26 protein-coding genes are annotated in these 20233 nt (G+C 63.6%); 18 read left to right on the top strand and 8 right to left on the bottom strand.

Annotated features, from left to right (window positions below; translation table 11 throughout):
- Window positions 1-78: 78 nt before the first annotated feature.
- The 5 genes from rapZ (at window position 79) to B9A23_RS14945 (ending at window position 3156) form a co-directional block, all read left to right on the top strand.
- The gene (rapZ, locus tag B9A23_RS14965) at window positions 79-996 is read left to right on the top strand and encodes an RNase adapter RapZ (protein ID WP_084279902.1); all 918 of its coding nucleotides are present in this window, start codon (window positions 79-81) and stop codon (window positions 994-996) included.
- 151 nt (window positions 997-1147) lie between these two features.
- Window positions 1148-1552, top strand: a complete 405-nt coding sequence (locus tag B9A23_RS14960; RefSeq protein WP_084279901.1) for a PTS sugar transporter subunit IIA — start codon at window positions 1148-1150, stop codon at window positions 1550-1552.
- A gap of 1 nt (window position 1553) precedes the next feature.
- On the top strand, window positions 1554-1850 hold the full coding sequence (locus B9A23_RS14955; RefSeq protein ID WP_084279900.1) for an HPr family phosphocarrier protein: 297 nt from the start codon (window positions 1554-1556) through the stop codon (window positions 1848-1850).
- A gap of 40 nt (window positions 1851-1890) precedes the next feature.
- Window positions 1891-2697 (top strand): TrmH family RNA methyltransferase, encoded by an 807-nt coding sequence (locus B9A23_RS14950; protein WP_084279899.1) that lies wholly within the window; start codon window positions 1891-1893, stop codon window positions 2695-2697.
- A gap of 51 nt (window positions 2698-2748) precedes the next feature.
- Window positions 2749-3156, top strand: a complete 408-nt coding sequence (locus B9A23_RS14945; RefSeq protein ID WP_084279898.1) for an META domain-containing protein — start codon at window positions 2749-2751, stop codon at window positions 3154-3156.
- Here B9A23_RS14945 and B9A23_RS14940 read toward each other — a convergent pair whose 3' ends face one another.
- Entirely contained in the window at window positions 3157-3930 is a 774-nt protein-coding gene (locus B9A23_RS14940) for a hypothetical protein (protein WP_084279897.1), read from the bottom strand.
- Window positions 3927-5441 (bottom strand): DNA recombination protein RmuC, encoded by a 1515-nt coding sequence (gene rmuC / locus B9A23_RS14935; protein WP_176218012.1) that lies wholly within the window; start codon window positions 5439-5441, stop codon window positions 3927-3929. The genes B9A23_RS14940 and rmuC overlap by 4 nt, the downstream gene beginning before the upstream one ends.
- A 148-nt stretch (window positions 5442-5589) precedes the next feature.
- Here rmuC and B9A23_RS14930 point away from each other — a divergent pair, with 148 nt between their 5' ends.
- Complete coding sequence (locus B9A23_RS14930) at window positions 5590-6000, top strand: four-helix bundle copper-binding protein (RefSeq protein ID WP_084279895.1); 411 nt, start codon at window positions 5590-5592, stop codon at window positions 5998-6000.
- Window positions 6001-6015: 15 nt separating this feature from the next.
- Here the strand turns inward: B9A23_RS14930 and def are convergent, their stop codons facing one another.
- Together def and recR are read right to left on the bottom strand one after the other, a co-directional pair.
- A complete protein-coding gene (gene def / locus B9A23_RS14925; RefSeq protein WP_084279894.1) occupies window positions 6016-6582 on the bottom strand; it encodes a peptide deformylase in 567 nt (188 codons plus the stop codon).
- 65 nt (window positions 6583-6647) lie between these two features.
- Window positions 6648-7244: a recombination mediator RecR gene (gene recR, locus B9A23_RS14920; RefSeq protein ID WP_084279893.1), complete on the bottom strand. Its 597-nt coding sequence runs from the start codon at window positions 7242-7244 to the stop codon at window positions 6648-6650.
- A gap of 52 nt (window positions 7245-7296) precedes the next feature.
- Between recR and fmt the strand changes: the two genes are divergently transcribed.
- The 4 genes from fmt to B9A23_RS14900 all read left to right on the top strand — a co-directional run bounded on the left by fmt (window position 7297) and on the right by B9A23_RS14900 (window position 12566).
- Entirely contained in the window at window positions 7297-8199 is a 903-nt protein-coding gene (gene fmt / locus B9A23_RS14915; protein WP_084279892.1) for a methionyl-tRNA formyltransferase, read from the top strand.
- Window positions 8199-8951 (top strand): tRNA pseudouridine(38-40) synthase TruA, encoded by a 753-nt coding sequence (truA, locus tag B9A23_RS14910; protein WP_084279891.1) that lies wholly within the window; start codon window positions 8199-8201, stop codon window positions 8949-8951. Before fmt ends, truA begins: the two co-directional genes overlap by 1 nt.
- A gap of 3 nt (window positions 8952-8954) precedes the next feature.
- Window positions 8955-10064: a zinc-binding dehydrogenase gene (locus B9A23_RS14905; protein WP_084279890.1), complete on the top strand. Its 1110-nt coding sequence runs from the start codon at window positions 8955-8957 to the stop codon at window positions 10062-10064.
- Between the two features lie 81 nt (window positions 10065-10145).
- Complete coding sequence (locus B9A23_RS14900; protein ID WP_084279889.1) at window positions 10146-12566, top strand: putative bifunctional diguanylate cyclase/phosphodiesterase; 2421 nt, start codon at window positions 10146-10148, stop codon at window positions 12564-12566.
- 23 nt (window positions 12567-12589) lie between these two features.
- On the opposite strand, the gene cobS is transcribed toward B9A23_RS14900, so the two are convergent.
- Entirely contained in the window at window positions 12590-13570 is a 981-nt protein-coding gene (gene cobS, locus B9A23_RS14895) for a cobaltochelatase subunit CobS (RefSeq protein ID WP_084279888.1), read from the bottom strand.
- A gap of 79 nt (window positions 13571-13649) precedes the next feature.
- On the opposite strand from cobS, the gene B9A23_RS14890 reads away from it, so the two are divergent.
- The 8 genes from B9A23_RS14890 (at window position 13650) to B9A23_RS14855 (ending at window position 18559) form a co-directional block, all read left to right on the top strand.
- Window positions 13650-14297, top strand: coding sequence for a glutathione S-transferase family protein (locus B9A23_RS14890; protein ID WP_084279887.1), 648 nt, complete (start codon window positions 13650-13652; stop codon window positions 14295-14297).
- Window positions 14298-14474: 177 nt separating this feature from the next.
- Window positions 14475-15104 (top strand): glutathione S-transferase family protein, encoded by a 630-nt coding sequence (locus B9A23_RS14885; protein ID WP_084279886.1) that lies wholly within the window; start codon window positions 14475-14477, stop codon window positions 15102-15104.
- Complete coding sequence (locus tag B9A23_RS14880) at window positions 15101-15589, top strand: VOC family protein (RefSeq protein WP_084279885.1); 489 nt, start codon at window positions 15101-15103, stop codon at window positions 15587-15589. The genes B9A23_RS14885 and B9A23_RS14880 overlap by 4 nt, the downstream gene beginning before the upstream one ends.
- Entirely contained in the window at window positions 15589-16029 is a 441-nt protein-coding gene (locus tag B9A23_RS14875) for an SRPBCC family protein (RefSeq protein ID WP_084279980.1), read from the top strand. The genes B9A23_RS14880 and B9A23_RS14875 overlap by 1 nt, the downstream gene beginning before the upstream one ends.
- 31 nt (window positions 16030-16060) lie before the next feature.
- Entirely contained in the window at window positions 16061-17023 is a 963-nt protein-coding gene (locus B9A23_RS14870; protein WP_084279884.1) for a Crp/Fnr family transcriptional regulator, read from the top strand.
- Complete coding sequence (locus B9A23_RS14865; RefSeq protein ID WP_084279883.1) at window positions 17023-17937, top strand: class II glutamine amidotransferase; 915 nt, start codon at window positions 17023-17025, stop codon at window positions 17935-17937. Before B9A23_RS14870 ends, B9A23_RS14865 begins: the two co-directional genes overlap by 1 nt.
- 43 nt (window positions 17938-17980) lie before the next feature.
- Window positions 17981-18340, top strand: coding sequence for a hypothetical protein (locus B9A23_RS14860; RefSeq protein ID WP_084279882.1), 360 nt, complete (start codon window positions 17981-17983; stop codon window positions 18338-18340).
- A gap of 9 nt (window positions 18341-18349) precedes the next feature.
- A complete protein-coding gene (locus B9A23_RS14855) occupies window positions 18350-18559 on the top strand; it encodes a hypothetical protein (RefSeq protein ID WP_084279881.1) in 210 nt (69 codons plus the stop codon).
- On the opposite strand, the gene B9A23_RS14850 is transcribed toward B9A23_RS14855, so the two are convergent.
- From B9A23_RS14850 to B9A23_RS14840, 3 genes are read right to left on the bottom strand one after another with little or no spacing between them, the layout of a single operon-like run.
- Window positions 18560-19303: an SDR family oxidoreductase gene (locus tag B9A23_RS14850; protein WP_084279880.1), complete on the bottom strand. Its 744-nt coding sequence runs from the start codon at window positions 19301-19303 to the stop codon at window positions 18560-18562.
- A 1-nt stretch (window position 19304) separates the two neighbouring features.
- Window positions 19305-19757, bottom strand: coding sequence for a nuclear transport factor 2 family protein (locus B9A23_RS14845; RefSeq protein ID WP_084279879.1), 453 nt, complete (start codon window positions 19755-19757; stop codon window positions 19305-19307).
- Window positions 19758-19770: 13 nt separating this feature from the next.
- On the bottom strand, window positions 19771-20160 hold the full coding sequence (locus B9A23_RS14840; RefSeq protein ID WP_084279878.1) for a nuclear transport factor 2 family protein: 390 nt from the start codon (window positions 20158-20160) through the stop codon (window positions 19771-19773).
- Between the last annotated feature and the right edge of the window lie 73 nt (window positions 20161-20233).

Below are 20233 nucleotides of genomic sequence, written 5' to 3'. Positions count from 1 at the left end.
CGACCGGCTTCCCGGTTGGGGACAGGTCGTTTGTGCAGCCTTCCCAATCGCGCGCTGAAAGCGCAAAGCTGCCCAACCATGGTGCAAGACTCGCGAGTTCAGCGGATACTCCTCGTCACCGGCCTGCTCGGCGCCGGCAAGACGACGGCGCTGCGCACGCTGGAGGATCTGGGCTGGGAAGCTATCGACAACTTCCCGATCCGCCTGCTCGATCGCCTGCTCGAAACCGAACCGGGCTCTGCGCGGATGGAAGCAGGCACGCCCATGGCGATCGGCTTCGATACACGCACGCGAGGCTTCGATCCGGCCCGGACGATTGCGCTGGTCAAGAAGCTGTCGCAGCGCAAGGACCTGCAGATCACGACGCTGTTTCTCGATTGTGCAGGTGCCGAACTTGAACGCCGCTATAACGAGACGCGCCGCCGCCACCCGATGAGCGAGGACAAGCCAGCCACCACCGGCATCATGGCCGAGCGCGAATTGCTCGAGCCGCTGCGACGCTGGGCCGATCTCGTCATCACGACCACCAGCTTCACCAGCAACGATCTGCAGCAGGCGATTCGCGCCCAGTTCGCCGACGAAACGCCTGCGATGCCGACGCTGACCATAAGCAGCTTCGGCTTTTCGCGCGGGACACCGCCGCTGGCCGACCTGGTGTTCGACATGCGCTTCCTTGCCAATCCGCACTGGGTCGACGATCTGCGCCCGCAGACCGGAAAGGACGCGCCCGTGGGCGACTATATCCGGCAGGACCCTGCGTTCGACGAGGCTTTTGCCCGCATCCGCGATCTCCTGCTGCTGCTGGTTCCGCGCTATCAGGCGCAAGGCAAGGCCTATGTCCACGTCGCCTTCGGCTGCACCGGCGGACGCCACCGTTCGGTGTTCATGGCCGAGCAGATTGCTTCAGTCTTGCGCGACGCCGGTTTTTCACCCACATTGCTGCATCGCAACCTTGCGTCCAGAGCGGCCGACCTGATCGAAGGTCAAAAGCTTTGAGAGCGCGGGACAGAAGAATTTTGGGCGGGGCAGCACTGGAAGCCATGCGTTTTGATTCCCAGTCGTCTTGCGCGCCCTGCAATCCTGCCAATCTTGCGTTCATAGCAGATCGTGCAGTTTGCCCGGCCGCACTTCGGAGCCTGCCCTTTTCATGATCGGTCTTATTCTGGTTACCCACGGCGCTCTCGCCGACGAATTCATCCATGCGATGGAGCATGTCGTCGGACGGCAGAGCGACGTTATCGGCGTGTGCATCGGCCCGAACGATGACATGGAAAAGCGCCGCAAGGAAATTGCCGACGCAATCAAGCGCGTCGACAGCGGCGAAGGCGTCATCATCCTGACCGACCTGTTCGGGGGTACGCCGTCCAACCTTGCGATATCGCTGATGCAGGCCGGGCGCGTCGAGGTCATCGCGGGGATCAATCTGCCCATGCTGATTCGCCTTGCCAAGGCGCGCAACTGCATGGGCGTGAAGGAAGCGACAGCCGCCGCGCGCGATGCGGGGCGGAACTACATAACGATCGCTTCGGAATTCTTAGGGCAGGATGCATGAGATGGCTGAACAGGGTTACGTCACCCGCGAAACGGTAACCATCGTCAACCAGCGCGGGCTCCATGCACGGGCGAGCGCCAAGTTCGTCAACGCAGTTGCCAAGCTGCCTGCGGGGTTTGACGTCACCGTTACCAAGGACGGCACCGACGCCGCAGGGGCCTCGATCCTCGGGCTGATGATGCTCGGCGCTGCCAAGGGCGATACGGTGGACGTAAGCGTGGCGGGGCCTGAAGGCGAAGCTGACGCGATTCTCATGAAGCTGACGGGCCTGATCAAGGACGGCTTCGGAGAGGATTGATCCTCTTGCCGCGTGCTCCGCTCTGGCCCATGGCGGCGGCATGACCCGCAAGATCATCACCGGATATTCCAACCCGACGGTAAAGTTCGTCCGCTCCCTGCGCGAGAAGAAGCACCGGCGGCGTGAGCGCAAGTTTCTTGCGGAGGGATTGCGTCTGCTGACCGATGCGCGAGAGGGCGGCCGCCTTCCCGAAATCCTGCTGATGGCGCAAGGCCGCGAGGGGCATCCGCTGCTCGACGAACTTGAAGCCGATGTCGCCCACGCCGGGGGGGAGATCATCGAACTCCCGCTCGACATTCTGGCAAAGGTCACCGGCAAGGAGAACCCGCAGGCGGTGGCAGGGGTCTTTGCCGAATGGGACACGGCGATCACGCTGATCGATCGCAACGCCGCGCCGATCTGGCTCGTGGCGCACGCCATGCGCGATCCCGGAAACCTCGGCACGATGCTGCGCACGGCCGATGCTGTTGGCGCAGGCGGGCTGATCCTGATCGACGATTGCGTTGATCCCTTTTCGGTTGAAGCGGTCCGCGCCAGCATGGGTGCGATCTTCACCGAGCGGCTGGCGCAGGCGCGGTGGGACGAATTCATCAGCTGGTTGCGGCAGGGGGAAGGGCAACTCGTTGCCGCCTCACTGCGTGAGGCCGTACCCTATCGCGGTGCGCCCTATGCGGCGCCTTGCTTCGTGATGGTCGGCAATGAATCGCGCGGGCTTCCCGAGGATTACGAGATGGCCTGCGACTTGCGCGTGACGATGCCGATGAAGGGGCGGGCGGACAGCCTGAATGCCGCCGTGGCAGGCGCCGTGCTGGCTTACGAAGTGCTTGCGACGATGGATGAAGGATAACGCACTGCCGGGTTAATCCAACGGTCAGTCGTAGGCGCATATGATCATGCGATGCGCGCGATTCCGACCTTGTCCGTCCTTCCAGCCCTGTTGCTTGCAGGATGCGCCGCAGCGCCAGCGGCAGGTTCGGGGCTTGCCGGAACGCAATGGATGATCGTCAAGGTCGATGGCGCAATACCGGCCATGCCGCAAAGAGCCAGCCTCCGTTTCGAGGACGAGCGCCTCAGCGCCAATGTCGGCTGCAACGGTATTGGCGGTGATTATCGCGTCGATGGTAGCCGGCTTGTAGCTGGTCCGCTTATGGCCACGCGAATGTTCTGCGAGGGGCAGGTTTGGCAGCAGGAAGAGGCGGTGAATGCCCTGCTTTCCGCCGCGCCCGAGATCCAGCGCAGCGGCAATGCAATGCGGCTTACCTCGGGCGGCCATTCCCTTGAGCTTGCGCTTGTCGCACGCAGTTGATCAGTCGCCGGCGATGAAGGCCGTGATCAGCCACTCGCCAGCCTTGGGCTCCACGATCAGGCGGTAATCGAGCAGGCTGCGCAATTTGTGGGTTGCGATCCAGCCCCGCGTGCCATCCTTCATGGTAACCCTGGTTGCAGGAGCGCCCGTGTCGAACGCCATCGGATCAATATTCACTATGGTCCAGCCAGCATCACGCACCGGCTTGCCGGCGGGCTTGTCCAACAGGGGCGTGTCGTCTCCAAGCACGACAACGGCGCTGTAGCTGTCTGTGTCTTCGGGGACGTTCCAGAAAACCCAGGGCATCGCTGCCAGACCACCCTGCATCGCGCAGCCCAGCGGCAGGATTGAGGCAAGTTCTTGCCATAGCTGTGTTTCCGGGTCGTTCAGTCGCTTCATCAGTTCGGCAGACCCGCTGCCACCGCCATAGTCGAGCGCAACATCGGGCGCTGCCAGCTTGGCGAGGGCCTGACTGTCACGCGTTAGTATCGCTGAGGCAAGTGCCTTGCGGAACGCGGACCAGCCGGGCTGCTTTGCACACTCATCAAGCGGCGCGTAGCGAGCCTGATCAAGTGACGATGGCGCAGGCAGCGCGGATGCGCTTGCCTCGGGTTCGGGATCTGGCGTCAATTCCGGCGTTGCGACAGGCTGCGGGGGAATTGCCGACGGTTCAGCCGCGCTTGGCGAGGCCTGGGGCTCGCTCCTGCTCCCGCAACCGGTCAGCGCTGCAAGCGCAACCGTCACGGAAAGGGACAGGGCGAGCCTGATCGTCATTCTGCGGCGACATTTCCTTCATCGTTGGCGCTTGCTGCCAGCACGGCGGGTTCAGCATCGGCATAACGCGGTGCCGATTCCACGAGTGGCACTTCCTCCACCTCGCGCTTGCCGATCTCGATGTGCTTGTCCTTGAGGCGCCGACCGGCTGAAAGCACGTTGCGTTCAAAGCTGCCGACGAACTTGTTGTAGTTGCTGACCGCGCTGTCGAGCCCGCTTCCTACGCGCTTCAAATGCTCGGCGGCAACGGCAAGACGGTCGTAAAGTTCGCCGCCCATCTTGCCGATCTCCCGCGCTTCACGGGCAAGGCCGTCCTGCCGCCAGACCTGCGCCACGGTGCGGGCGATGGCGACAAGGTTGGTGGGGCTGGCCAGCAGCACGCGGCGTTCGAAGGCGAAATCCCACAGCGTCGGGTCGCGTTCCAGCGCGGCGGCGATGAAGTGTTCGCCGGGGACGAACATCAGCACATAATCAGGCGCTTCATCGAACTGCGACTGATAGGACTTGGCGCCCAGTGTCTGGATGTGATTGCGCATCGACTGGACGTGCGCGTTGAGAGCGATCTTGCGGGTGTCGTCGTCTTCGGCCTCGAACGCGTCCTGATAGGCGTTCAAGGAAACCTTGGCGTCGATCACCAGCAGCTTGTTGCCGGGCACCCGGACGATCGCGTCGGGGCGCAAGCGACCTTCCTCGGTGTTGACCGAGTGTTCGGTAATGAAATCGGTGTGTTCGGATAAGCCGCACTGTTCGAGAACGTTGCGCAACTGCAGCTCGCCCCAGCGGCCACGGGTCTTGGGACCATTGCGCAAGGAGTTGCCAAGCTGCGCAGCGGCAGCGCGGACAGCTTCCTGCCCATCGCGCATGGACTGGATCAGCCCGGCGAGCTGGCCGAACGAATCCACGCGCTGCTTCTCCAGGCTCTGGACCTGTTCCTCGTAGCTGCGCAGGCGCTGGTCGACCGGGGCAAGCAACGACTTCAGGCGTTCGGCGCTGGTCTTCTCGCTTTCCTCGAAGCGGGCGTGGGCGCGATTGAGGAAGGCTTCCTGCGCCTTTTCGAGCACCTTGCTGCCGGCGTTCTCGAACTCCTTGCGCAGCGCCTCTTGCGCCTCGATCAGCAGTCGCTTCTGTTCGGCAAAGTTTTCGGCGTCGGCTTTGAGGCGTTCCAGGTCGGCGCGCAGAGCCTCCCGCTCGGCACGAACCTGCGCGAGTTCCGCGCGGACCTGATCGGCATCGGCGGCACGCTGGCGGGCAGCGGCAAGGGCCGGGGCAAGTTCATCGCGCTGGCGGCGAATGTCCTGCAACTCGGCAAGTCCGGCTTCGAGCGACTTCGCCCGCTCGGCCGTGGCCGCAAGATCTACCGTCATCGCCTTGACCGTGCCTTCATGTGCCTTGGCTTCGGCATCGCGGCTGTCATGGCGCGAGCGCCATTCGGCCACCGGGCGGGAGCCGAGGAACCAGCCGAGACCCAGCCCGATCAGAAGTGCAACGATGACGAACAGGGCAGAATCCACAAACTTCTCCAACGGGAACGAAATGTGAACCTACCCTCCCAAGTCTGAAGGCGCAACCGTTTCAGCCGGCATGTTCCACAGGCAGGACAGGGCGCGGAACGGAAAGGAGTGCGTCCCGCTAACCCTTTGCGAAGCAAGGAGACCGCTCATGTCGATCGAGAAGATGATTTCCGAACACCCGCAGGTGACTGGCAACTACAACCCATCGCTTGGGATGGCCGTGAAGCATGCGATGTATTGCTCTGCCATCTGCAATTCGTGCGCCGATGCCTGCCTTGCCGAAGCGATGGACATGGAACAGTGCATCCGCACGTGCCTTGATTGCTCCGACGTCTGCGCCGCGACGGGCCGCATCGCCACGCGCCGCACCGGTTCGAACAGGGAACTGATCCGCGCACAGCTTGCCGTGTGCATCAAGGCTTGCGAGATCTGCGAAGCGGAGTGCGCAAAGCATGACCATGCGCATTGCCGCCGGTGCGCACAGATGTGTCGGGAATGCGCCGACGATTGTCGCCGCGCGCTCGAAGACCTTGATCGTGAGGTTCATGAGGCCGCGTGACGCGGCCTCATCGCGTCACGCGACCTTGCGCAGCTTCTCGAGCTTCTTGAGCGCCATGTTGCGCTTGAGGCGGGAGAGGTGGTCGATGAACAGCACGCCTTCGAGGTGGTCCATCTCATGCTGGAGGCAAGTGGCCATCAGGCCGTCCATGTCCTCCTCATGGGTGTTACCCGCGAGGTCCTGCCAGCGCGCGCGAATACGCGAGGGGCGTTCGACTTCGGCGTAGATCTCGGGGACCGAGAGGCAGCCTTCCTGATAGAGCGTGTGCTCTTCCGAAGGATCGAGGATCTCGGGGTTGATGAAGACCCGCGGTTCCTTTTTTGTCGGCTGGTGGTGATGGTGGTGGCCATCATGATCGCAGGCGACAGGCTCGGCGTCTTCGTCATCGGGCTGCAGGTCGATGACCAGCACGCGCAGGGGCACGCCAACCTGAATTGCAGCAAGGCCGATGCCGGGGGCATCGTACATCGTCTCGAACATGTCATCGACAAGCGTCTTGAGCTCGTCGTCGAACGTTTCGACGGGGACGGAGACCTGCTTCAGGCGCGGGTCGGGGACTTCGATGATTTCGCGAATGGCCATGGAGGGCAGATAAGGAATGTGTGCCGGAGTCGCAAGAACAGCATTTCGATCAGTGTGATCGGCGGTCAGGCGACCGGGCGCCTCGCTCGCAGGGCTTGCGCCAAGGTGCCTTCATCAAGGTAGTCCAGTTCGCCACCGACCGGCAGGCCATGCGCGAGTTGCGTGACGCGGACTGGCGCATCCTCCAGCCGTTCGGCGATGTAGTGCGCGGTGGTCTGGCCTTCGAGCGTGGCGTTCATGGCGAGGACGACCTCGTCGATCCCGCCCTGGCCCACGCGGTCGAGCAATTGGCCGATGGTCAGGTCTTCGGGGCGCACGCCTTCGAGCGCCGACAGCCGTCCGCCCAGCACGTGGTACTTGCCGGTGAACAGGCGGGCACGGTCCAGGGCCCAGAGGTCTGCGACTTCCTCGACTACGCAGATCGAACGCGCGTCGCGGCGCGGGTCGGTGCAGATGCCGCAGGGGTTGGTGGTGTCGATATTGCCGCAGATCTCGCATTCGACGAGCAGTTCCTGCACCTGGGTCAAGGCATTGAGCAACTGCGGCAGCGCGGTTTCGCGCCGCTTGATCAGCCACAGCACGGCGCGCCGGGCGGAGCGGGGGCCAAGCCCGGGAAGGCGCGCCAATGCGCCGGAAAGTGCCTCGATCTCTTGCGATGCCATGGCAGCACAGATAGGGCCGGAGCCGACAAACGGAAGGCCTTGCAGACAGCTTATGCGCATCATCTTCATGGGCACGCCCGATTTCGCGGTGCCGACGCTGGACGCACTGGTGGCTGCAGGGCACGCGGTGGTCGCCGCGTACAGCCAGCCACCGCGTCCGGCGGGGCGGGGCAAGAAGCTTCAACCCTCGCCGGTCCATCTGGCAGCCGAGGCGCATGGGATCGAGGTCCGGACGCCGGTTTCGCTGAAAGGGGCAGACGAGCAAGCGGCTCTTGCGGCGCTGGAAGCCGATGTGGCGGTGGTCGCGGCCTATGGACTGATCCTGCCGCAGCCGGTGCTGGATGCGCCGCGCCTCGGGTGCCTGAACGTCCACGGTTCGATCCTGCCGCGCTGGCGCGGGGCCGCGCCGGTGCAGCGGGCGATCCTTGCCGGGGACGCGATGACCGGCGTCACCATCATGCAGATGGAGCGCGGGCTCGATACCGGGCCGATGCTGGCCAAGGTCGAAACGCCTGTCGATGGCAAGACGGCGGGGGAGCTGACCTCGGAGCTGGCCGAGAAGGGCGCAGACCTGATGGTGCGGGTGCTGGCTGATCTTTGGGCCTATCCGCCGGTGGTGCAGCCGGAGGAGGGCGTCACATATGCGCACAAGATCGACAAGGCGGAGAGCCGGTTGGACTTCGCGCGCGACGCTGTGGAGGTCGAGCGGCAGGTGCGGGCCTTTGCGCCAGCGCCGGGGGCATTCCTCGAGCTTGAGGGCGAGCGCTATCGTGTACTGGCGGCGGAAATCGTCGACGTTTCCGGCGATGCTGGCATGACCGTCGACGACGCGCTGACCATTGCCTGCGGTGCGGGAGCGATCAGGCCGACGTTGATCCAGCGCGCAGGCCGTCCGGCGATGGACGCCGCCTCGTTGCTGCGCGGGCGTGCCATTGCGGCGGGGACGCGGCTCTGATGATGCGGTTTGGACTGACCCTTGAATGGAATGGTGGTCCTTACATGGGCTACCAGCGTCAGGCGCACGGCCCATCGGTGCAGCAGGCGGTGGAAGAGGCGATCGAGTCCGTCACCGGAGAGGCGGTCGTGCTCAATGCTGCAGGGCGGACGGATACCGGCGTTCATGCCCTTGGCATGCGGGCGCACTTCGATCTGGCGCGTGAGTTTGATCCGTTCCGCATGATGGAAGCGGTCAATGCACGGCTGCGGCTGGCGGAGCATCCGATTGCGGTGCTCGATTGCATCGAGGTCGATGATGATTGGCATGCGCGGTTTTCGTGCATCGGGCGATCCTATGAATACCGCATCGTCAATCGCCGCGCGCCACTCACGCTGGAACTGGGCCAGGCCTGGCGGATCGCCAAGCCGCTCGATGCAGGCGCAATGCACGAGGCGGCGCAGGCGCTGGTCGGCCATCACGACTTTACCACGTTCCGCTCGGTGCATTGCCAATCGGCCAGTCCGTTGAAGACGCTCGACCGGCTCGACGTGCGGCGCGAGGGCGAGCGGGTGATCATTGAAGCGGCGGCGCGCAGCTTCCTCCACCACCAGGTACGCTCGATGGTCGGCTGCCTCGCGCTGGTGGGGCAGGGGCAATGGGCGGTGGGTCAGGTCGCCGAGGCTCTCGCAGCAAAAGACCGTAGCAAATTAGGACTTAACGCGCCCGCCGAAGGTCTATACTTCGTCTCCGCAACTTATCCCGGAGAGTGAAACATGACCGATCTTCAAGGCCAGCGCATCGTCTCGCAGCTTGATCCCGACGGTACCCTGACCGTCAGCCTTGAAGAGTTTACCCTGCCAGCGCCCGAGGGGCGGCAGGTCGTGGTAAAGGTCGAGGCGACGCCGATCAATCCTTCGGACCTTGGGCTGCTGTTCGGTCCGGCCGACATCGATAATGCCGAGTTCTCGCCCGGGAAGATCGTGGCGAAGATGCCGGAGCCTGCGGTGCGCGCAATGACCGCGCGCCATGGCGCGGCGATGCCGGTGGGCAACGAAGGCGCAGGTACGGTCGTGGCGGCAGGCGATGCGCCTGAAGCGCAGGCCCTGCTCGGCAAGCGCGTTACCTGCTTCCCCGGCGGCATGTATGCAACGCTGGCCGTGGCAGATGCTGCAATGTGCCTTGAATTGCCTGAAGGGGTGACGGCGGAGCAGGGGGCATCCGCCTTCGTCAATCCGCTGACCGCGCTGAGCTTCACCGAGACGATGCGCCACCTTGGGCACAGCGCGCTGGTGCATACGGCGGCAGCTTCGAACCTGGGGCAGATGCTGGTCAAGATTTGCCAGGCCGATGGCATTCCGCTCGTCAACATCGTGCGCAACGATGCGCAGGTGGCGATCCTCAAGGGGATCGGGGCAGAGCACGTGGTCGATAGTTCGAAGGACACGTTCCTCGAGGATCTTGCAGCAGCGATCGGTGCAACCAAGTCGACGATGGCATTCGATGCGATCGGCGGCGGCAAGCTGGTCAGCCAGATCATGACTGTTATGGAGCAGGTCGCCAACACCGGCGCAGCCTACAGCCGCTATGGTTCGAACAGCCCGAAGCATGCCTTCATCTATGGCGCGCTCGACCTCTCGCCGACTGTGCTTACCCGCAACTTCGGCTTCAGCTGGGACGTTTCGGGCTGGCTGCTGACGCCGTGGATGGGCAAGCTTGGATCTGAAGTGGTCGAAAAGATGCGCCGCCGCGTCATGGCGGAACTGACCACGACCTTCGCCAGCAACTACAAGGCCCGGGTGACGCTGGACGAAGCGCTGACCAAGGCGGCTGCGCAGGAATACAATGCCCGACGCACCGGCGAAAAATACCTCATCACGCCCTGATCCGGATTATCGGCGCACTGCGTAAGGTTACATAGCTGCCGTGCCAGCAATCTTGAACGGCTGGTGCCATATCCGGCATTGATGGACAGGTTCAGGGGCAGGATCGGGCTGGACAGGCTGTGGCAGTGGTTGCTGTCGCAGCCGGGCTCCCTGCTGCACTTGCTGCATTATGATCTTGAGCCGGGCGAAGCCGAATGGTTCGCCCGGCGCAAGCTGGAATACATCAATTCTCTCAGCGGCAATCTGTTCGAAGCGCTGCGTATGGCGCTATTGCTGACGATCTGCGCGCCCGGGCTGACATGGCACTTCTATGTCGGCGCGGTACTGCTTCTTGCCCAGATGCGGGTCGGGCTGACCGAGTTGCGACGGAAGGAAGGTTGCGGTCGCTACAAGCCGTCCGAGATGGTCGATATCTGGGCAAAGGGCATCTGGCTTCGCGCGATATTCCTCTCTGCCTTCACCGCGTGCTGCATCGTCGTCGTGCCGCCGGAGCGGATCGGCGCGCTGATCATCTACCTGCTGGTACTGGCGCAACTTGAATTGCTGCTGCAGTTTACCGTGCCCGTTGCGGGCATCATTTCGCAGACGATCACGCTGGGTCTGACGACTGTGGCGCTGCTTTTCCGGCCGGACATGCGGGGAGAGCTGATCGTGCCGATCATGGCGCTGCAACTTCTCGCCCTGCACGTCATGCTGTTCAACCTCCACTACATGTTCGCCACGCGCATCCTGCGCACGCGCCGGTTGAAATCCGCAAACGAGACGATCCAGAATCTTCTGACCGAATACGAAACGCACGCAAGCGACTGGATGCTGGAAACCGATGCGGCCGGACGGATCGCTCTTCCATCGGAACGCATGTGCTCGGCTCTGGAGAGGACTGCAGCGGAGCTTGAAGGAATCAAGCTCGTCAATCTCCTTGTTGCCGGTCCCGAAACCGAGGCAATGCGAAATGCGGCGAGAAGGCTGAAGCCCTTTCACGACCTGGTGGTCCCGGTCGTGATCGATGGCGATCTGCACTGGTGGTCGGTGACCGGGAACCCTCTCTACGAGGAACTCCGTCATACCGGGTTCCGGCTGTTCGTGAGGGACGTGACCGATCGTTACACTGCGGAAAGCCAGGCGCGCTTTCTTGCCGACCACGACAGCCTTACGGCCTTGCCCAATCGCCACAACTTCCAGTCGCGCCTCGAATCCGCGTTGGAGGCCACCGCCCACGAAGGGGCCTTCGCAGTCCTCTATGTGGACCTCGATCACTTCAAGGCGGTGAACGACACTCTGGGGCACCAGTTCGGCGACAGCGTTCTGGTCGAGGCGGCCTGGCGGATCAAGTCGTCGCTGGGCGGCAAGGGCTTCGTGGCCAGGCTGGGAGGCGACGAGTTCGCCTGCATCGTCGACGATTCCATGCAAGCTGAAGATCTCGGGGCGATCGGAAAGGCAATTGTCGATTCGATCAGCGAGGCCATGGAGATCGAACGTCGCACCGTGCGCATCGGAGCGAGCGTTGGCATAGCGATTGCGCCGGAACACGGTGCGGCTTCGGAAGTCCTGCTGCGAAGCGCCGATCTTGCGCTGTACGAGGCGAAATCGCGTGGCCGCGGTTCGACGATCCTTTATGATCCCGCCATGGAGGAGCTCAAGCAGGAGCGGGGGCGGCTAGAGCTGGAACTGCGCAGTGCGCTCGCCAATGGCGAGTTCGAGCTGCACTATCAGCCCCTGCACGAACTGGCCGGTGACCGCATTGCAGGCTTCGAGGCCCTGCTGCGCTGGCGCCACGCCGAGCGCGGCTTGATCCCGCCCGACATCTTCATCCCCATCGCCGAACACACTGGCCTGATCGTGGCGCTGGGTGAATGGGTGTTGCGAGAGGCGCTGGCAGAGGCGGCAACCTGGCCGGAAGACATGACGGTGGCGGTGAATGTGTCTCCAGCGCAAATGGCGGAATTCACCCTGCTCAAGCAGGTAATCGCTGCCCTTTCTGCATCAGGCTTCGACCCTCACCGGCTGGAGCTGGAGATTACCGAGACGATGCTGATGCAGGAGTGCGACGAGCATCTGCAGCAGTTGGAGCGTCTCCACGCCCTTGGCGTTCGCATCGCGCTCGACGATTTCGGCACGGGCTATTCATCGCTGAACTACCTGCGCAGCTTCCCGTTCGACAAGATCAAGATCGACCGATGCTTCATCACCGAGATGAACGCTGGCAGCGAGAGCAGTGCGATCATCGAGGCGGTGCTCGACCTTGCAGGCAAGCTCAACATGCAGACCATTGCAGAGGGCGTCGAGTCAGAAGAACAATTGGCAAGCCTGCGTGCGCTGGGATGCGAGCAGGTGCAAGGCTACCTGATCAGCAAGGCCATTCCGGCTGCCGAACTGCCGATAACGCGGCGTCTCCCGCGAGAGGATTCAAACACTGCTGCGGTCGCAAACCTGGTGCCCGTCCAGGCGCCATCGGCTGACGCTGATCCCGCCCCCGCCGTTCAGGAGGCCCGGCGGGCCTGAGCCCGCCGCAACCGTTACCCCCGTCAGCCGCGGTGGGCGACGCTTTCGGGCAGGTCCTTGCCGAAAACACGCTGATAGTATTCGGCTACCAGCACGCGCTCGGTCTCGTCACACTTGTTGAGGAACGAGAGCCGGAACGAGAAGCCGACGTCGTTGAAGATCTGGCTGTTCTGCGCCCAGCTGATCACCGTACGCGGGCTCATCACGGTCGAGATATCGCCGTTGATGAACCCCTGACGCGTCAGGTTGGCGACGCGGACCATGTCGGCCACGACCTTCTGATCGAGCGCGGGCACCTTCTTGCTTACGATCTCCACCTCGGTGGCATCGGGCAGGTAGTTCAGCGCGACGACGAGGTTCCAGCGGTCCATCTGGCCCTGGTTGATCGCCTGCGTGCCATGATAGAGGCCCGAGGTATCGCCAAGGCCGACTGTGTTGGCCGTGGCGAAGAGGCGGAAATTGGGGTTGGGGCGAATCACGCGGTTCTGGTCGAGCAGCGTGAGCTTGCCTTCGGTTTCCAGCACGCGCTGGATCACGAACATCACGTCGGGACGGCCAGCGTCGTATTCGTCGAACACCAGCGCGGTCGGCGTCTGCAATGCCCAGGGCAGCAGGCCTTCGCGGAATTCGGTGACCTGGAGGCCATCGCGCAGCACGATGGCGTCGCGGCCGACGAGGTCGATGCGGCTGATATGGGCATCGAGGTTGATGCGGATGCACGGCCAGTTGAGGCGGGCGGCAACCTGTTCGATGTGGGTCGACTTGCCGGTGCCGTGATAGCCCTGGACCATCACGCGGCGGTTGTAGGCAAAGCCCGCAAGGATCGCCAGCGTGGTGTCCGGATCGAACACGTAGGTTTCGTCGCGATCAGGCACGCGCTCATCGGCGCGGCTGAACGCGGGGACCTTCATGTCGATGTCGATGCCGAAGGTCTCGCGGACATCGATTTCGGTGTCGGGCGCGGCGAGCAGCGTCGTCGCGTGGCTGTTCGGAAGTTCGCTCATCGCTGCCTCGCCTATACGGGCGGGAGCGGCGCTGCAATAAGGTTTCACGGAACCTGTCCGTTAGAATGGGAGAATTTCGATGAAGCTCTATGGCGCGATGCTTTCGCCTTTCGTGCGCAAGGTGGCGGTTGTCCTTACGGAAAAGGGCATTCACTTCGATCTGGCGCGGGGCGGGCCGGGCAGCAGCGACCCCGAATTCCTCGCCTGCAGCCCCTTGGGCAAGATTCCGGCGATCGACGACGACGGCTTCCGACTGGCCGATTCGACCGCGATCGCGATGTATCTCGACGCACAGTACCCCAAGCCGCGCCTGATCCCGGATGAGGCGAAATTGCGGGGGAAGGCGGTTTTCTGGGACGAGTTTGCCGATACCGTCCTGGGCGCATCGGGCCTGAAGATCTTGTTCAACCGCCTCGTCGGTCCGAAGTTGATCAAGACCGGCGGCGACGAGGCGATCGCGCTGCAGGGCGAGGCGGAGTTGCCGAGATGGATCGACTGGCTGGAAACGTCCGTTCCCGAAGACGGCTGGCTGCTTGGAGAAACGTTCAGCCTGGGCGACATCGCCGTGGCCTCGACCTTCCGCACGCTGGCCTATGTCGGCCATGGTGTCGACGCATCAGCGCGGCCCAGAACGGCAGCGTGGTATGCCCGCGTGGCTGCGCGCCCGGCTTGGGCAGCCGTTGCAGCGCAGGAAGAGCCGATCGCACAGCGCATCATGGCCATGTGAGGCAGGGGTTGGAACCCGGGGCCGGAACCCGGGGCCGGAACCCGGGGTTGATATCGGTCTTTGGCATTCAGCACTCGCTTCGCCGCATGAAGCTTGCAAGCAACCCCGGGACAAGCCGACCCTCTTTCGACCGATCGCGCGAACGGGTGCGGAACGGATTGCCGGGGGAGTCGTCTGATGTCCAAGTTCACGTTCTACACGAATCCGATGTCGCGCGGGCAGATCGCGCGCTGGGCGCTTCACGAGGTCGACGCGACGTATGACACCGTGCTGGTCGATTGGCAGGCCATGCCCGAGGACTTCCTTGCAGCCAATCCGATGGGCAAGGTGCCAACGATCATCCACCATGCCGATGATGGCGCACATGTCGTAACCGAATGCGCCGCCATCTGCCTATACCTAGCCGAGGTCTTTCCGGAATCGGGCCTCGGTCCGCGCGACCATGAACGCGCGGCCTATCTGCGCTGGACGTTCTTTGCAGCGGGCCCTGTGGAACAGGCGGTCACGGCGCGCAGCCTCGGCTTCGAACCCAAGGACCCGCGCCAGCAGGGCATGGCAGGTTTCGGCAGCTACGAGCGGACTGTCGATGCGCTTGCCGGGCACCTTGCGCAAAACGCCTATGTCTGTGGCGACCGTTTCACCATGGCCGATGTCTATATCGGCAGTCACGTCGATTGGGGCGTGGGTTTCAAGTCCCTGCCCGAGCGAGGCGAGTTCACGGCCTACCTCGAACGCGTGAGGGCGCGGCCGGCCTATGCCGAGGCCAAGGCCATCGACATGAAGCTGATCGCGCAGATGCAGTCATGACCCCTGCACCGCTCACGCTGTGCCTGTGGTACAATGGCGATGCGGAGGACGCTGCGACATTCTATGCGCAGACTTTCCCGGACAGCCACGTGAAGGCGGTCCACCGCGCCCCGACCGACTTTCCCGGCGGTTCTGCCGATACGGTACTGACCGTGGATTTCACGGTGATCGGCATACCCTGCATCGGCTTGAACGGCGGCCCGCAGTTTCCGCATAGCGAGGCTTTCTCGTTCCAGGTGGCCACCGAATCGCAGGAGGAGACCGACCGCTACTGGAATGCCATTGTCGGCAATGGCGGAGCGGAGAGCGCCTGCGGGTGGTGCAAGGACAAGTGGGGTCTCAACTGGCAGATCACGCCTCGGGTCCTGACCGAAGGCATGACCGACCCCGATCCGCAAGTCCGCGCCCGCGTGTTCACGGCGATGATGACGATGCACAAGATTGATCATGCCGCAATTGAAGCCGCCATGCGAGGAGTTGGATGATGCAGGAACTTTCCATAAGCCGGTACATCGCTGCCAGCCCCGCCAAGGTGTGGGACATCCTCGCCAACCGGCAGGAGGAGTGGTGGTGCCCCAAGCCGTGGTACATCACCATGGTGGCGCAGGAGCGCAGGCCCGGCGGGCGTGCTGCGATGGTCATGCACGGGCCTGATGGCGAGGAAATGCCGCAGGAAGGCATCTTCCTTGCCTGGGACGAAGGCCGCCGGTTCATCACCACCGATGCGGTAACCCATGAGTTCGAGCCGTCCGGCCCTTTCATGATCGGCATCTGGGAAGTTACGCCCGAAGGCGAGGGCACGCGCTACACCGCCAGCGCGCGGCATTGGACGCAGGAGGCGATGCAGCAACATGCCGAGATGGGCTTCGAAGCCGGCTGGGGTGCCTGTGCCGATCAACTGAAGGCGCTGGCCGAGGCAGATTGACGGAGGGCCGGGGCAAGCGCAATCTCTGCACATGGGAGAGATTGCGCAGGCACCGGCGCAGCTTGCCGGGTTCGATCGCGAGGCGTGGGCGGCACTGCTCGGCAACGCCCTGCCGTTCGCCGCCGCCGCCGGGGACTTGCTGTTCCGGCAGGGTGACACTGCCGATGCCCTCTATCTCGTTGAAGCGGGCATGCTGGAAATTGCCGCTCGCATCCCCGGTGATGAAAATGCCGTCATCTCGCAGATCCGCCCCGGCGAGGTCGTCGGCGAGTTTGCCCTGCTGGATGACGGACCGCGCTCGGCCCGCGTGCGCGCACTGGAAGATACCCGCGGCCTTGCCATTTCCGGGCGGCGCTTTCGCGCGCTGCTTGCCGATGGATCGGCCTGGGCGCTGCAACTCGGGCACGCCCTGCGGCGACTGGTCGCAGCGCGCACCCGCATCACGTTGCAGCGCATCGTGAACGAGGGGCATTTCGATGCCCACGCCCTGCGGCAATTGCACGCTGGCCCACCACCATGCCCGATCAGGCGCGATGCAGCGGCGCTGGCACGTGGTCTGATGCGCCTCAAGGGGTTCGAGGAACTCGCCAGCGCAGGGGACCTGCTCGATGCCCCACGCGGCGCAACGGTGGCTGTGCCCGGCGATCGGCAGGACGGCTTGCACCTCGTCCTGCGTGGTGCGGTGCGCGCAGCCGTCCCGCGCGGTGCCATGGCCGAACAGGTCTTCGTTTTCGGCCCCGGCTGCTTCGTCGGATTGACCGGCCACAGCGATGGCGGTCCTCAACCCCTGATGGTGACGGCGGCGGAACATGCGCTTCTGGTCCATCTGCCCTCGCGCGAACTGGAAGCGCTGGAGGCGGCAAGCCCCGCCTGGCTGCCCGCGCTTCATGCGGCGTTCGGGCGGCAACTGGTGCAGGACCAGCGCAAGGCCAATCGGCATCTCGGTCGGTCGCTGTCGCTGGCGCGCTTCAACCATGCCGGGGAACTGGGCTGATGTGCCGGATACTCAGCTATCTCGGCACACCGGTCCTGCTTGACGACCTGCTCTACGCGCCCGATTCCTCGCTGCTTAACCAGACCATCGGCGCGCAGATGTTGCAGATGCTGAACCTTGCAGGGTTCGGCATGGCGGCGTGGGACGAGGCGAGCCATGCGCCAAACGTGCCGTTCCGCTATCGCACCACCCAAGTCGCGCTGTTCGACCGCAATCTCAAGGCGCTGGCAGGCAAGCTGCGTTCCTCGGCTCTGCTCGCCCACATTCGTGGCGTGCCCTATAATTCCACGGTTCAGATCAACGAGCAGAACTGCCATCCCTTCCGATTCGAAGGCGTGCCCCTGTCGATGGCCCACAACGGCGATCTTGCGGGTTTTCGCGACATGCGCTTCGATCTCGCTCCGCATATCCGGCCCGAATTTGCCCGCCAGATCCAGGGATCGACAGACAGCGAATGGATCTACGCACTGGTCGTCTCGGCGCTGCCGGATCCTGCCGCGATCAACGAGCCGGATGCGATCCTTACCGCGATCCGCCATGCCTTGGGCGTTCTGCGCGAGGCACGGACGCGACATGGCATTACCCGGTCGAGTTCGACGAACCTGATGTTCTGCGATGGCACCAACCTTGCGGCGGTGCGCTTCACTTTCGATTTCGGGCACTTCGATGCAGGCGCGCTGCAGGGCAGTTCGGAGTACCTTTCGATGTGGTACACCTGCGGGCGCGATTATGGCCTGCACGAAGGCGAATGGAAGCTGACCGGGGGTGCCATTGATGCCGACAGCGTGATCGTCGCTTCCGAGCCGCTCACCCGCGATTTCGCAACCTGGATCGAAGTGCCGGAATATTCGGCGCTTCTGGTGCGGAGGGAAGGGGATCGACGGCGCGCGGAAGTACATGCGCTGGAAGTCTGACCTCCACCTGTTAGTCTGCGGGCCTTAACCGAGGGGAAATGCAATGAGCCTGTTCGATTCGATCCTTGGCCAGGTTGCTGGCAACGTCGATGTGAAGAACCTTGCCGCCAAGGTCGGAATTGATCCCGACATGGCCGAAAACGCCATCGCCGCACTTGCTGCCGGGCACCAGTCCAAGGGCGACACGGTCGAGACCGCGGCCGCCAACACCGGGCTCGATGCTTCCAAGCTGCAGGAAATCATCGGCCACATCGGCGGCGAGGGATCGCTCGCCAGCTTTGCCTCCGCCCTGGGCCAGAACCCCGACGCGCTGAGCAAGGTCTCTGCCTTCCTCGACAAGGATGGCGATGGCAACCCGCTCGACGATCTGGCCGGTATGGCCAAGGGCCTGTTCAACCGCTAACGGGCGCGCATGCTCGACGCTGCGCTTTCCCTGCTGATGCTGGCTGCCATCGCCCTTGTCGGCGGAGCCGTGTTCCTCCTGCGTCGGGGTGAGCGCAAGCGACCCGTGCTGATGCTGACGCTTGCCGGGATCATGGTGGTGAACCTGATCATCTGGACCCTGCCTGATCGCACCGGCACCACGCTGGCAGGCGCGGCGCAGGCGGGGCCAGCGCAGTGATCAGCCCAGTTCGATGCACCCGCCATCGACGCAGAGGTCAACGCCATTGATGAAGCTGGCTTCGGCACTGGCGAGGAACAGCACCGCGCGCGCCACTTCATCGGCGCTGCCCATTCGTCCGATGGGGACGACCGACGACAACATGTCGCGCATGCCCTGTATTTCTTCGGGCGAAGCATCGCGCTTGAAGATTTCCGTGTCCGTCGGGCCGGGACTGACCATGTTGACGCGAATGCGGCGTGGCAGCAATTCCTTGCCGACGATCCGCGCCATCGCGCGAAGCCCGGCCTTGGCGGCCGCATAGGCGACGTTGCCCGGCACCGCTGCGGTCGATCCGATCGAGCCGGTGATGACGATGGAACCACCGTCGCGCATCAGCGGCAGCGCCTGCTGGATCGCAAAGAATGCGCCGCGCAAGTTGACGGTTTGGATCTGGTCCCAGAACTCGGGCGTGACGTCAGGCACCATCGCGAAGCCGCCGACCCCGGCGTTGACGAACAGCACGTCGATTCCGCCAAGCGCTTCCTCGATCTCGGCCAGCGCCGCTTCGGTCTGGGAAAGGTCACCCATGTCCGCGCGGATGCACAGCGCGTCGAGTTCCTCGGCCACAGCTCGCAAGGTCTCGGTATTGCGCCCGGTGATGGCGAGCTTGGCGCCCTCGGCTGCGAACATGCGCGCCGCGGCGAGGCCGATCCCGGCGTTGCCGCCCAGGATCGCCACGCACTTGTTGTCGAAGCGCTTCATCTCAGAACATCGAGTTGCTGTTGGCCGACGCTTCCGGCACGGGCGAAAGCACGTCCCAGTGTTCCATCACCCGGCATCCATCGACACGGAAGATGTCGACCACGGCGAAGCCGCGCCTGGCCGCCGCATCGCCGTTTTCCATCCAGCCATGGCTGTGCACCGCGACGAGATTGCCATCGGCAATGATGCGGTGGATGGTCGTCTTCTGTCCGGGATTTTCCGCCACGAACTTCTCGAGGAAGCCGATCGCCGCTTCGCGACCCGTGGCAGCGTAAGGATTGTGCTGGATGTAACCGGGATCGACCCAGCGCTCGAACGAGGAGCGGACCCTCTTCTGGATGTAGAACTCGTCCATGAAATTGCTCACGACCTGTTTCGGGGTCAGCTTGCATTCTTCCGCCTGCGCGGCGGTGGCTGTGAGGGCAATTGCGGTGGCGGTAGCAAGAAGGCGCATCGTGTCTCTCCCGTCAAAACATGCTGCTGGGGTTCACCGGCTTTTCCGGAACGTCCTGTATCACGTCCCAGTGTTCGACGATCAGGCCATCCTCCACCCGGAAGATGTCGACCACTGCAAGGCCGGGGTCGTTCGGCCAGCGCACGACATGGGTGTGCGTGATCACATGATCGCCATCGACGAAACTGCGATGAATGGTCTGCGTGGCATCGGGCGATTCGGCGCGGACCCGGTCGAGAAAACCCTTCAGGGCTTCAACCGATGGTTCCGCAAGCGAGGAATGCTGCACGTATCCCGGAGAGATATAGCGATCGACCGCGCTGCTATCCATCGCGATCAGGACCTTGTGATACATCTCGAGCACGAGATCGTGGTTGGCCTGCTCGGCTGTGCTGCGCACCATGCGTCTCTCCCCTTTATTTATAACAATTGGTAGAGTATGCCTTGGAGCGAGAAGGCCGTCAAAGCCTCAATTT

The organism is Novosphingobium sp. B1 (genome assembly GCF_900176395.1).
Classification (GTDB): Bacteria; Pseudomonadota; Alphaproteobacteria; order Sphingomonadales; family Sphingomonadaceae; genus Novosphingobium.
This window is presented reverse-complemented; position numbering and strand designations above follow the sequence as displayed.

Excerpts from the sequence above, each read along its gene's own strand:
- B9A23_RS14960 (WP_084279901.1), top strand. The coding sequence starts at position 1,148 with ATGATCGGTCTTATTCTGGTTACCCACGGCGCTCTCGCCGACGAATTC.
- def (WP_084279894.1), bottom strand. The coding sequence starts at position 6,582 with ATGGCCATTCGCGAAATCATCGAAGTCCCCGACCCGCGCCTGAAGCAG.
- B9A23_RS14865 (WP_084279883.1), top strand. The coding sequence starts at position 17,023 with ATGTGCCGGATACTCAGCTATCTCGGCACACCGGTCCTGCTTGACGAC.
- B9A23_RS14905 (WP_084279890.1), top strand. The coding sequence starts at position 8,955 with ATGACCGATCTTCAAGGCCAGCGCATCGTCTCGCAGCTTGATCCCGAC.
- B9A23_RS14855 (WP_084279881.1), top strand. The coding sequence starts at position 18,350 with ATGCTCGACGCTGCGCTTTCCCTGCTGATGCTGGCTGCCATCGCCCTT.
- B9A23_RS14845 (WP_084279879.1), bottom strand. The coding sequence starts at position 19,757 with ATGCGCCTTCTTGCTACCGCCACCGCAATTGCCCTCACAGCCACCGCC.
- B9A23_RS14880 (WP_084279885.1), top strand. The coding sequence starts at position 15,101 with ATGACCCCTGCACCGCTCACGCTGTGCCTGTGGTACAATGGCGATGCG.
- B9A23_RS14900 (WP_084279889.1), top strand. The coding sequence starts at position 10,146 with ATGGACAGGTTCAGGGGCAGGATCGGGCTGGACAGGCTGTGGCAGTGG.
- rapZ (WP_084279902.1), top strand. The coding sequence starts at position 79 with ATGGTGCAAGACTCGCGAGTTCAGCGGATACTCCTCGTCACCGGCCTG.
- B9A23_RS14930 (WP_084279895.1), top strand. The coding sequence starts at position 5,590 with ATGTCGATCGAGAAGATGATTTCCGAACACCCGCAGGTGACTGGCAAC.
- B9A23_RS14955 (WP_084279900.1), top strand. The coding sequence starts at position 1,554 with ATGGCTGAACAGGGTTACGTCACCCGCGAAACGGTAACCATCGTCAAC.
- B9A23_RS14875 (WP_084279980.1), top strand. The coding sequence starts at position 15,589 with ATGCAGGAACTTTCCATAAGCCGGTACATCGCTGCCAGCCCCGCCAAG.
- B9A23_RS14840 (WP_084279878.1), bottom strand. The coding sequence starts at position 20,160 with ATGGTGCGCAGCACAGCCGAGCAGGCCAACCACGATCTCGTGCTCGAG.
- B9A23_RS14945 (WP_084279898.1), top strand. The coding sequence starts at position 2,749 with ATGCGCGCGATTCCGACCTTGTCCGTCCTTCCAGCCCTGTTGCTTGCA.
- B9A23_RS14885 (WP_084279886.1), top strand. The coding sequence starts at position 14,475 with ATGTCCAAGTTCACGTTCTACACGAATCCGATGTCGCGCGGGCAGATC.
- cobS (WP_084279888.1), bottom strand. The coding sequence starts at position 13,570 with ATGAGCGAACTTCCGAACAGCCACGCGACGACGCTGCTCGCCGCGCCC.
- B9A23_RS14860 (WP_084279882.1), top strand. The coding sequence starts at position 17,981 with ATGAGCCTGTTCGATTCGATCCTTGGCCAGGTTGCTGGCAACGTCGAT.
- truA (WP_084279891.1), top strand. The coding sequence starts at position 8,199 with ATGATGCGGTTTGGACTGACCCTTGAATGGAATGGTGGTCCTTACATG.
- recR (WP_084279893.1), bottom strand. The coding sequence starts at position 7,244 with ATGGCATCGCAAGAGATCGAGGCACTTTCCGGCGCATTGGCGCGCCTT.
- B9A23_RS14940 (WP_084279897.1), bottom strand. The coding sequence starts at position 3,930 with ATGACGATCAGGCTCGCCCTGTCCCTTTCCGTGACGGTTGCGCTTGCA.
- B9A23_RS14950 (WP_084279899.1), top strand. The coding sequence starts at position 1,891 with ATGACCCGCAAGATCATCACCGGATATTCCAACCCGACGGTAAAGTTC.
- fmt (WP_084279892.1), top strand. The coding sequence starts at position 7,297 with ATGCGCATCATCTTCATGGGCACGCCCGATTTCGCGGTGCCGACGCTG.
- B9A23_RS14850 (WP_084279880.1), bottom strand. The coding sequence starts at position 19,303 with ATGAAGCGCTTCGACAACAAGTGCGTGGCGATCCTGGGCGGCAACGCC.
- B9A23_RS14870 (WP_084279884.1), top strand. The coding sequence starts at position 16,061 with ATGGGAGAGATTGCGCAGGCACCGGCGCAGCTTGCCGGGTTCGATCGC.
- B9A23_RS14890 (WP_084279887.1), top strand. The coding sequence starts at position 13,650 with ATGAAGCTCTATGGCGCGATGCTTTCGCCTTTCGTGCGCAAGGTGGCG.